Raw genomic sequence first — 10427 nt, 5'->3', positions numbered from 1 at the left:
GCGGCGAATGCCCCGGCGGTTGCTGCGGCCTCGCTTGCCCGTGGAGTGGCTTTTGATCCACTTGAGACGCAGGACGCCCAGGGCTCGACCTTCGAGATCGAGATGGCGCTTCTTTCCCTCGATGACATGAAACTCTTTTTTGCCGACGGTCTCAAGTGCGGCGACTTCGACGATTTTGAGTTCATCAGCCCCGTGGCCTGCAGCGGCAATCATGTTCTGGCGGTCGGGCCGCTGATGATCGACCTGACCACCGGTGATTCGGTCCCCTCACTCAATGACCTCACAATTCCGCTGGTGGGATTCGACCAGGTGAACATGAAGACCATTCCGGGCGATCCGGAGATGGGCGTCGTCATGGAGGGCGGGCCGCTCGACGGGGTGACGCTCTACCTCGAAGGCACGCTCACCTGTGCCGGCGGTTTCACCGTTTGCACCGGCACCCACGCCTTCAGCACCTCGCTGACCTTCAACAGTAACGTCCCCTTCATGGGCGCTCCGTTTACGGTGGACGAAGCGACCAAGAGCATCCGGCTCAACCTCGAAACCGACGACTGGTTCAGCGCGCTGGATATCACCCAGTGCCTCGAGGACGCGGATCTGAATTTCGAGATGGACGACAGCCTTATCATCGCCAACGGCGGCAACCCCTGCGACAACATCGAAAACGCCATGAAGAATGCCTTTGCCGCCTCGGCGAAGTTTGGCGAGGTGGTGGGCGGCACCGCGTTTGCGCCTGAATCCCTGCCCGAGGGAGATCACGAAGAAGGCGACGACGAGTAGTTAAGAAGCCTGAAATCAAAAACGGCGCGTTCCCTGAGGGACGCGCCGCTTTTTTTGTTTGGGGGCTGGTGGGGCAGGGGCGATGTGGGGTGGTATACTTCTGCTATCCCAACCGACTTCGCGCGAGGCGTATGCGAAAAGCAGCAACATTAATGAGTGTGGTACTAGCGGTTCTGGTTTCGACCTGCGCCGCTAGAGAGGGAGCCGTTCACCATGAGGCCGGGGCCGCCGATGCGCGTTCGTGGATGGACAATGCCGTAGTCATCCCGGCTGATTCAGAGGCATCGGGAGGGGCCGATGGCGTGGAACGCAAGCGGCTGGACGAAACGGTCATTGGTAGGGACTACGGCGTGGACGCGGCGGATCTTGGTGCCGCTGAGCTTCTCAAATGGGGTGCCAGCCTGGAAGATACGAACGTACGTGACGCGATCGGCTTCTACACGCGCGCCTATAACACAGCAGCTCGGGAAAACTCACCGGAGGCGCGTGAGGCCGAGCGCAGGGCTCTGGAAGCGTTGCCAAGGCTGAAGTGCTTGCGGTTTGTTGAGGTGTTTGAGGATCCGCCTGAGGATCTCATCCAACTTCAGGGGCTGATCAAATCACTGGACGGAGCAAGGTTGAGAACCCCGCGCAAGGCGGACTATTTCGGGCCGCATGAGGCAGGTTTTCACGATCTCTCAATCCTTTGCCCCGTGCTTGTGGGGAATCTGAAAACGCGCGAAAGCAGATACGTAGCGTTCGAGAATCTCATTGACTACCTGAATGGTCTTGCAGATCAGAATCTCTTTGCCGAGCACCCGCAACCGCTACAGTCACAAGTCGCCCCGTTCCAGCTGCAACCAAACCAAGTTGCTTATGAGATGATCGACGGAGTGGGACGCCAACACGTCTTCGTGTTCGAAGAACACAAGAACCGCTGGTTCTGGCAGGGATACGCCGCTTATGAGCTGGCTGGGTTGGAGCTCAAGAGCACAGAAGATGTTGTTCGGTCCAGTGGAACTCCAGTGAAGGACACACCCGACGGTGCATTTGAATATGGCCGGCGCGAGCTGGAGCCCTATCAGCACTACCGCTGCCGTCTCTACGATTCGGACATCGATCTCAGTAACGCGGAGACGCGGCAGTACTATCTCGCGGTTGAAGAGGCCTACAACACTAGAGAGCTTCCAGCGCTGGAAAGCGCATCCCGCGCCTTTCTCACGGCTCTAGGTGATGTGCAGATGGCGGAGTGGACAAGAGATGACCAGCAATGGCGAGCCCTTTCGCTGGAGGCCCCCACCCTTGAACAATGGGTGACAGGCCACAATCCCTATCTGGGAGAGCCACCGCTGGAGCTGCTCCAGGCAGACGAGGCCTACCGGGTGGAGATTATCCCCACTTTTTCCGGGCCAGTGGTGGTACGAGCCGAGCGTTCTGGCAGCCGCAGGGCCTTGACGGTGAAACGAATGAGCGGGATGGGCGGCTATTACTACGGCGAATTGTGCCGCCGCGTGGAGATATATCTGAGCGAATCGGAGTTTGAATCGATTCGCAGTTGCTTTGCCCGTCCCGAGGTCTGGAAGGCGATGAGTGATGAAGGGACGGATGGCTCAATCTGGTCGCTCGACGCATTGATCGACGGTCGGTTCAACGAACACTCAGTGTGGTCGCCGACCGAGGGCCCGCTCCATGAGTGCGCCATGAAACTGCTCAAGCTCTCGGGCTTCTCCGAGCGGCTGATTCAAGAGCTCTAGAAAACAGAGCAGGCGCACTACTGCGCCTTCGCCGCCTTCTTCTTGCGCCTGCGCGGGCCGCGTTTGCTGCTCTTGCGGCGGTTGGCTCTTTGATTGGCAACCAGCGTGAGGTGCTCGGGATCGACGGGCATTTCGCCGCGGGCGATGGCGTCGATTTCGTAGGTGGCGTAGGCGTCGGCGAAGTAGCTCTTGCCGCGCACCGATGGCCCCAGGTTCTGCATCATCAGGGCCCGGCGCACGCGCGAGAGACCCACCAGGTGCCCCACCACGGCGCCGGCGATCTTGCGGGGAATGCCCATGTCGGTGAGCACGGCGTCGGCGCTGCGGCGCAGCTTCTCGATGCGCTGGCTCACCTCGGCCTTGGTCGCCTCGGTCTCGCAGGCGGCATCGATGGGGCTCCTGAGCATGGAGGCCAGAATGACTCCCAGCAAAATGGAATCTGGAACGGGGCCGCGCTCGGCGCGCAGGCGATCGACGCTCTCAAGCAGGAACCACGGCGAGCCGGGCTCGGGATCCTTGCGCGGAGCCTTGCCAAGATGCGCGGCGAGCTGGGGGTAGAGCGTTTTCAGCACTTCCATCTCGCACATGCGGCGGAATGATTCGTAGGCGTAGCCGCCGCGCAGCTCGCGCAGGAATTCCTCGAACACACGCGCGGGCGCGCAGGTGGGAAGCAGTTGATGGGCGTCGCGGATGGCCTTCGCGGTCGCCGGCTCGATGGTGAAATCGGTACGTGCGGCATGCCGGATGGCGCGGATGATGCGCACGGGGTCTTCCTCAAGACGCTCCTTGGGATCGCCGATGATACGGATGACGCCCTGGTGCAGGTCGCGCAGGCCGCCCACGTAGTCGATGATCGAAAAGGTCCCGATGTCGTAGAACAGGCCGTTGATGGTCAGGTCGCGGCGAAGCGCGTCCTCCTGCTCGGTGCCGAAGGTGTTCTCGTTGATGCGGCGGCGCCTGGGGCCGTCGTCCTCTTCTTCGGTTTCCTCTTCGGCGGCGGCCTCCGCGGCTTCCTCTTCCTTGTTGGCGTCGGGCGCAACGTCCTCGGGTTGGCTGCGGAAGGTAGAGACCTCCACGATGCGGTCTTTTCCGAAGTGAACGTGAACGACCTTGAAGCGCCGGCCGATCACCCGCGAGTTCTTGAAGAGCTGATTGACCTCGCGCGGGTGCGCATCGGTGGCGATGTCGAAGTCCTTGGGCTCACGCTTCAGCAGCAGGTCGCGCACGCTGCCGCCCACGAGGTAGGCCTTGTAACCGTTGCGATAGAGCCGATAGAGCACCTTGAGCGCGTCGGGCGAGACTTTCTGACGCGAGATGGGGTGCTCGGCCCGTGGAATCACGAGCGGAGCAGGGTGCTTGGCTTCCATGAAGATGCGAACCTGCCGTCTGGTGCTATGGGTCAATGCGGGGGGCTCGGGAGAATTCCCGCGACCGCCCAGAACCCGTGCAATTTCAAGTACATCGGAAATATCCGCCGGTCAACCACTGGCAAAATTTTGGGTGTTCTGTCATACTGGACACAAGCCGCGCGGCAGTCGCCCCCGGGTGGAACTGGCTCCCCAGCCCCACCCTACTCCCCTCCCGGGATTGGCTGCTCGAGCGGGGATTTCCGAGGCGGCGGGGTCTCGGGTATCCCCGCCGCGCGGCGGTTTTACTGCGGAACTCATTTTCAGGAAAAAAGAACAGAGCGCATGGAGAGCGAGCCGAGGTCGAACCCGGTGATCGGGAAGCTCGCCGTGTCACGCTCATCCGTCGCGCCATAGACGTAGAGCAGGGGGAAGAAGTGATCTGGGGTCGGGTGCGCAAGGCGCCCGTTTTCAGTATCGGGCCACAGTGAGGCCAGCACTGGATCGTCACGCCCGCTAACGGCGTCGGTAACTGCATTGTCGAACTGACGAGCCCAGGAAGGTGTGTCTTCGTTCTTTGCCCGCATCCGGCCGAACGCATCAGGCAGGTTGTGGGTGATGTTACCGCTCCCCAAAATCAGCACACCCTCCTCGCGAAGTGGTGCGAGCGAGCTGCCAAGGGCCAAATGTTCACGGGCGCTCAGGTTGCGGTCGATACTCAGTTGTACAACGGGTACATCCGCCTGCGGGAACATCCATCGCAGGATGCTCCAGGTGCCGTGGTCGAGGCCCCACTGCGTGTTCAGTGCGGCGCGATCTTCTCCGATCAGATCGCAGGCGCGGGCGGCAAGTGCGGGACACCCCGCTGCCGGATACTCGATCTCATAGAGGGCCTGCGGAAAACCCGAGAAGTCGTGGATGGTCTGCGGTCGGGCCTCGCCAGTCAAGTAAGTGCCGCCGATGAACCAGTGCGCAGAAATACTTAAAATTGCCGAGGGCCTTGGAACGAGTTTGGCCAGGGAAGCGAAGCCCTCGCTCCAGTGGTCCTTCTCAATGGCGTGGAGTGGTGAGCCATGGCCGACGAAGAGCGCGGGCATGCGCGGGCCGCTCATGACCGGGGCTCCAGATTCTGTTGCGGGATGGCCACGCGCTCACTCCTCTATGAAAAATGAGATGTTCGTCGCGGACTGATGGATTCCCTACGCCTGACAGAATTCCTTCACCAGATCAAAGAGCACGCGGGTTCCCCAGGTAAAGCCGTTCACGGGGATGCGCTCGTTGTGGCCGTGGTACATCCGCGTGAAGTTGAGGCCCTTGTCCAGCTTGACCGGTGAGAAGCCGTAGCAGGTGGCCCCCAGCCGCGCGTAGGCGAAGGAGTCGGTGAAGCCGGGGATCATGTAGGGCACGGGCACCCCCTCGGGGTCGTGTTGCTTGAGTGTGCCGCAGATGGCGTCGTAGAGGGGCGTGTTCGTGTCGAATTTCGTGCCCTCGTGGTGGTCGAGGATGGTGAGCTTCATGTCGTGGCCCACGACGCGCTGGATCTCCTCGATGAACTTCTCCACGCTCTGGCCGGGCACGACGCGGCCGTCGACCTGGACGCTGGCCTTCGAGGGAATGACGTTGATCTTCTCGCTGCCCTTGAGTCCCGTGGGGCTGGCGGTGTTGCGGAGCATGGCGTTGAGACCGATGCTCTGGTCGAGGTCCACTTTCTCCATCACATCAAGGAGGCGCGAGGCCACCGCCGGTTGCAGCAGCAGCGGCAGGATGCGGCTCAGGGGGAAGGGCGCCGACTTGGCGAGCGTCTTGATGAAGTTCTGGACGACCTGCGTGTTGTGCTGGGGCATGCGCGTCTTGCCAAGGTCCTCGATGGCGCGCGCCAGGCGCAGCACCGGGTTGTTGGGGTGCGGCATGCTGCCGTGGCCGGGCTCTCCCTCGGCGGTGAGCTCGAACCAGCAGATTCCCTTCTCGGAGACCTGGATCGGATAGAAGCGCGTGTCGCCCATATACAGGGTATGCCCGCCGACTTCATTGAGCACGAACTCGGCGGTTACGAGTTCGGGGTGCTCGTTTACAAGGAACAGCGATCCCAGCCGCGAGCCCGCTTCCTCGTCGGCGACGCCGGCGAAGATCACGTCGCGCTCGAGCGGGATTTCGAGGCGCTTGAGAAGAATCAGGGTCATCACCGACATGGCGACCATGTTCTTCATGTCGATCGCGCCGCGGCCCCAGATGCAGCCTTCGTCCTCGACGGCGGCGAAGGGATCGTGGGTCCAGTGCTCGCGATCGACGGGCACCACGTCCAGGTGGCCGTTGAGAAGCAGCGGATCCTTCTTCCCGTTGCCCCTCACCCGCGCGACGATGGACGCGCGCGTGGGCTCGCTCTCCACCATGTCGTAGGCGATGCCTTCCTTGTCGAAGAGCTTCGCCAAAAACAGCGCCGCCGGCAGCTCATTGCCCGGCGGATTGACCGTCTCGATGCGCAGCAGGTCCTTGAAGATGCCGATCGCCTCGGCGTTTACCTTGTTCCAGTCCAGGTTGATGCTCATGGCAGGGGAAATATCACGGGAGGGGGGAGGCGGCAATTCAAAGAAAACGGGCGGCCCTTCGGGTCGCCGCTTTCTTGTGTGCTCGCTTTGAGTGCTAAGCCGCAGCCCGCTTCTTCCCGCCACCGATCCCCCTATCGATCGCCCGGTTGAGTCGCTTTTCGAGGCGGCCGGGCCTGGTGCCGAGCGCCTCGTGCATGCTGCGGCGGTAGGGGCGGGTGCCGCGCAGCTCGGCGGGAAGGCGGGGGACGGTGAGTGCCATCGCCTTGAGGCTGGCGTTGTAGATTGCGGCCTGGCGCCAGCCCCAGGGGAAGGCGTAGCCCGCGCGGATGCGCGGCGGCATCAGGCCGGCCGTCATGATCTTCGCCCACGCCATGGCGGCGCCGTCGTTTTTCCCTTTGGGGGCCAGCAGATATTTTGCGATGTCGCGGCTTGCCGCATCGGGGGTGACGACCTCTGAATCGAACATGGTCTGCATGTACTGCTGGAAATCGGCGAAGGTGGGCGGGATCAGGGCCTCGTCGATGCCGAAGAGCAGGGCGAAGAGCTTGCTCTCGTCATTAAAGCGCTCGCGCTCGGCGCGGCTGAGCTTCCCGTAGATGGATTCATAAACGTGGAGCGGGCCCTCGAGCGTGGTGGCGTGCACCCAGAAGAGGGCGTGCTGCTCGTTGGCGGCGTAAGCATCGCCCTTCTCGTAGGGGCCCACGTCGTTGGCAATCTCGCCGGTGATGCGGGTGTGCACGCTCCAGACGATGCGCGCGGCGTTGAGGGCCATCTCCATGTCGCCGAAGATCCAGTGATTGACCGCGCGGATGGTGCGCTTTCCGCGCCCGTAGGGGTCGGTCTGGTAGGCCGACTTCTGCTGGACCGCGTGGGCAATGAAGGGATGCGCCGTCTGGAGGAGCACCGCGCGCAGCGCGCCGATGGAACCCGCCTGATCGCCGAAGACCCGCCACATCATGGAGTCCGGACCGAACAGGCCCTGCTCGGGCTTCTTCACGCGCGTGCGGATCTTCTCGAGCGCGGTTTCAAAGCGATCGCGATCAACGATGTTTTGCTCATTGACGACCGCCAGCGGCTCAAGCCACGGCGTTGTCGCGCTCGGCATTGCTCGCATGGGCTTCTCGCTCCGGGGAACTATGCCACGGCCTTTGCCATGGAGTTTTCCATCTGCTGGTAAACGCGGTTGATGCGTTTCTCGATGCGCCCGGGCCTCGTGCCTCCCACGCGGTGGGCGGCCCGCCGGTAGATGGGCGAGTAGCGCAGCAGGCCGGGGATGAGCGGCGTGCCCGCGCGCAGCGCCTTGATGGAGGCCTCGAAGACGCGCTCCTCAAAGCGGCCCCACTTGAACTGGTAGCCGTGGGCCACGCGCTCGGGCAGCAGGCCGGCGGTCATGATCTTGTACCACTCGACGATGGGCACGCTCGCCTTGTTGGGCGCGGCGAGCACGTAGCGCGCCACGTCCATGCTTGCTTCATCGACGCTCAGGATGTCGGTGTTGAACATCTTCTCGTTGTAGGCGCAGAAATCATCGAAGGTCGGCGGGATGTAGTCGTCCTCGATGCCGAACATGTAGGCAAAGAGCTTGGTCTCTTCGTAGAACTGGTTTCGCTCGTCGCGCGAAAGCGGACGAAAGAGCATCTCATAGAGACGCCAGGGCGTATCCCACAGGGTCGAGTGAACCCAGAAGAGGGCGTGCTGCTCGTTGGCGGCGTAGTGCTCGCCCTGATCGTAGGGGCCCGCGCGGTTGGCGATGTCGCCCACAATGCGCTCGTGCACGCCCCAGGTCCGCCGCGCGGCGGCGAAGGCCTTTTCCATGTCGCCGAAGAGCCAGGCAAAGAGCGCCTTGAACGTGCGCTCGCCGCGCCCGTGGGGATCGGTCTGGTAGGCCGAGTGCTGCTGCACGGCATGGGAGACAAAGGGATGTGCGGTCTGGAGAAGCAGCGCGCGGCCGCCGCCCACGCCCATCACCTGCTCGCGGTAGAGTCGCCAGGCAATCGAGCCCGGGCCGAAGAGCCCGACGCTGGGGTCCTTGACCTTGCTGCGGACTTTCTCGAGTGCCGCTTCGAGCCGGTCGCGGTCGACCATGTTGCGGCCCTGCGCGGTGGCGAGTGTCTCCTGCCAGTGCTCCATGACTATGCCGCCTCCGTTGCGTTCTTCTGCGCGGCCGCCTTGGCCTTCTTCATGCCGACGATCACGGCCTTGTCCATCAGCGCGCCGATCCGGTCGCGCCCCTCGATTCCCTTGAGGCGGAGTTTGGCGTCCTTGTAGGCCGGGAAGTAGCGAAGCTGTCCGGGCACGATGCGAATGCCAAGGCGCATGGCCTGGATGGAGAGATCGAAGATGCGCTTTTCAAGCCGCCCGTATTCGAAGCGATAGAGGTGCCGGATGCGCGGGGGCAGCAGGCCGGCGGTCATGATCTTGTACCAGTCCATGATCGGCTTCTGCCAGGGCGCGGCCGGCGAGAGCAGGAACTTGCGCAGCTCGGCCGCGGGCGCTCCGACCGCAAGGGTATCGGACTCCCACATGCGCTCGTTGTAGGCCATGAAGTCGGTCCAGCTTTTCGGCATGCGCTCGTCGGGCACGCCGAAGAGGTAGGCGAACTTCTTGGTCTCCTGGTAGTAGGTCTCTTTTTCCAGGTCGCTGAGATCGCGGAAGAGCAGTTCGTAGATCAGGACCGAGGTATCCCAGAGCGTGGCATGCACCCAGAAAAGGGCGTCCTCGTCGTTGGCTTCGTAGGCGCTGCCTTCATCGAAGGCGCCCACGCGCTCGGTGATCTTGCCGGTGATCATGTCGTGGATGCGGTGCACGCGCTTGGCCGAGGTCAGCGCCGAATCCAGGTCGCCGAAGACCATGGCGAAGACATTGGCGAAGGTGCGCTGGAAGCGACCCGCGGGATTGGTCTTGGTCTGCGAGTGCTGGTCGACGCCGTGGGCGACGAAGGGGTGGGCCGTCTGCAGCAGCGCGGCGCGCCCGGCGCCCAGGAAGATGATGGCTTCCTTGTTGACCTGCCAGATCTTGGAATCGGGGCCGTAGAGTCCGGCTGCCGGGTCCTTGCAGTCAGAGATGATTTTTTCCAGATGGGCTTCGAGATCGGCGTGGGTGACGCTCATGGTGTGACAAGTACTCCTTGTCCTCTTGGGAGGGTGTGCCGGTGCCGCAACGCAGCATCCAGCCACCTCAAATTATGCCCATGACTGACGACTCAGTCAATCACTTTAAAACCGTGTTTTGGGCGGTTTGGGGCCGTAGAGTGCGTCAAATCGGGCGTTTTGTATCGCTGCGTTTTCCTCTTGCCGGGGGGCTCTGGGCAGCGTTAAACTGCCCCCCAGTGTTTGGCCCGGTCTAATTGCTGGGGGGCGTTCGCCGGGCCAACTTTGGGTTGTAAGGGGAACACTGCGCCGGATTCTGGCGGCGGCAGCGTTCTCCTTTTTTATGTATCGGGCACCAGCGCAGGTTTATCCGCGTGCGGTGCAAGGCCCCTCAGATTTTCAACTTTTGTACGTTTCATGCGGGGGATCGTCTCAGGTGGGTGCAAAGAAGTTCACGGACGCGGGAAGGATCGAGAGGGTTAAGAACCTCCACTTCTCCTGGCTGCGACCCGGGCAGCTTGCCGGTGCCTGTCAGCCCGGTTCCTGGAATTCCCTTGAAGACGACCTCAAGATTCTCGACGGTGAGGGCGTGCGCGCCATCGTCAATCTTCGCGAGCGTCCCTACCTGCTGCCGGCTCCCTGGCGCGAGCGATTCGATCTCATCCATGTCCCCATGGAAGATTTTTCGGTTCCCAGCGTCTCCCAGATGGAGGAGATCGTGGAGCTGACCGAAACGCTTCTCGATGACGGCAAACCCGTCGTTTATCACTGCATGGCCGGGATCGGGCGCACGGGCGTCGTGCTGGCCGCACTGCTCATGGCCCGCGAAGAGCTCAGCGCCAACGATGCGATCGATGCGCTCGCCCCGCACGGGCGCGGTCCCCAGTCGGAGGCGCAGCGCCACTTCCTCCAGCGGCTCTGGGCCGAGCATCT

The 10427-nt window shown here is 62.6% G+C and carries 9 protein-coding genes; 3 read left to right on the top strand and 6 right to left on the bottom strand.

Annotated features, from left to right (window positions below):
* The coding region (locus tag KDH09_19150; protein ID MCB0221823.1) for a hypothetical protein at positions 1-780 on the top strand (780 nt) is incomplete at its 5' end.
* 152 nt (positions 781-932) lie between these two features.
* Positions 933-2513, top strand: coding sequence for a hypothetical protein (locus KDH09_19145; protein ID MCB0221822.1), 1581 nt, complete (start codon positions 933-935; stop codon positions 2511-2513).
* A gap of 17 nt (positions 2514-2530) precedes the next feature.
* Here KDH09_19145 and pcnB read toward each other — a convergent pair whose 3' ends face one another.
* From pcnB to KDH09_19115, 6 genes are all read right to left on the bottom strand, one after another.
* On the bottom strand, positions 2531-3880 hold the full coding sequence (gene pcnB / locus KDH09_19140; protein MCB0221821.1) for a polynucleotide adenylyltransferase PcnB: 1350 nt from the start codon (positions 3878-3880) through the stop codon (positions 2531-2533).
* 302 nt (positions 3881-4182) lie between these two features.
* On the bottom strand, positions 4183-4971 hold the full coding sequence (ygiD, locus tag KDH09_19135) for a 4,5-DOPA dioxygenase extradiol (protein ID MCB0221820.1): 789 nt from the start codon (positions 4969-4971) through the stop codon (positions 4183-4185).
* 87 nt (positions 4972-5058) lie between these two features.
* Positions 5059-6405, bottom strand: coding sequence for a M20/M25/M40 family metallo-hydrolase (locus tag KDH09_19130; GenBank protein MCB0221819.1), 1347 nt, complete (start codon positions 6403-6405; stop codon positions 5059-5061).
* Between the two features lie 94 nt (positions 6406-6499).
* Positions 6500-7510: a DUF2236 domain-containing protein gene (locus KDH09_19125; GenBank protein ID MCB0221818.1), complete on the bottom strand. Its 1011-nt coding sequence runs from the start codon at positions 7508-7510 to the stop codon at positions 6500-6502.
* A 29-nt stretch (positions 7511-7539) separates the two neighbouring features.
* Positions 7540-8535 carry a DUF2236 domain-containing protein gene (locus KDH09_19120; protein MCB0221817.1) on the bottom strand — a complete coding sequence of 332 codons (996 nt, stop codon included), beginning with the start codon at positions 8533-8535 and terminating at the stop codon, positions 7540-7542.
* A gap of 2 nt (positions 8536-8537) precedes the next feature.
* Complete coding sequence (locus tag KDH09_19115) at positions 8538-9515, bottom strand: DUF2236 domain-containing protein (protein ID MCB0221816.1); 978 nt, start codon at positions 9513-9515, stop codon at positions 8538-8540.
* A 415-nt stretch (positions 9516-9930) separates the two neighbouring features.
* Here KDH09_19115 and KDH09_19110 point away from each other — a divergent pair.
* Positions 9931-10427, top strand: a 497-nt coding sequence (locus tag KDH09_19110; GenBank protein ID MCB0221815.1) for a dual specificity protein phosphatase family protein, incomplete at its 3' end; no start/stop codon positions are given.

The organism is Chrysiogenia bacterium (assembly GCA_020434085.1).
In the GTDB taxonomy this organism is placed as follows: Bacteria; JAGRBM01; JAGRBM01; order JAGRBM01; family JAGRBM01; genus JAGRBM01.
The sequence above is the reverse complement of the archived record's forward strand: the minus strand, read 5'-3'. Positions and strand labels throughout refer to the sequence as shown.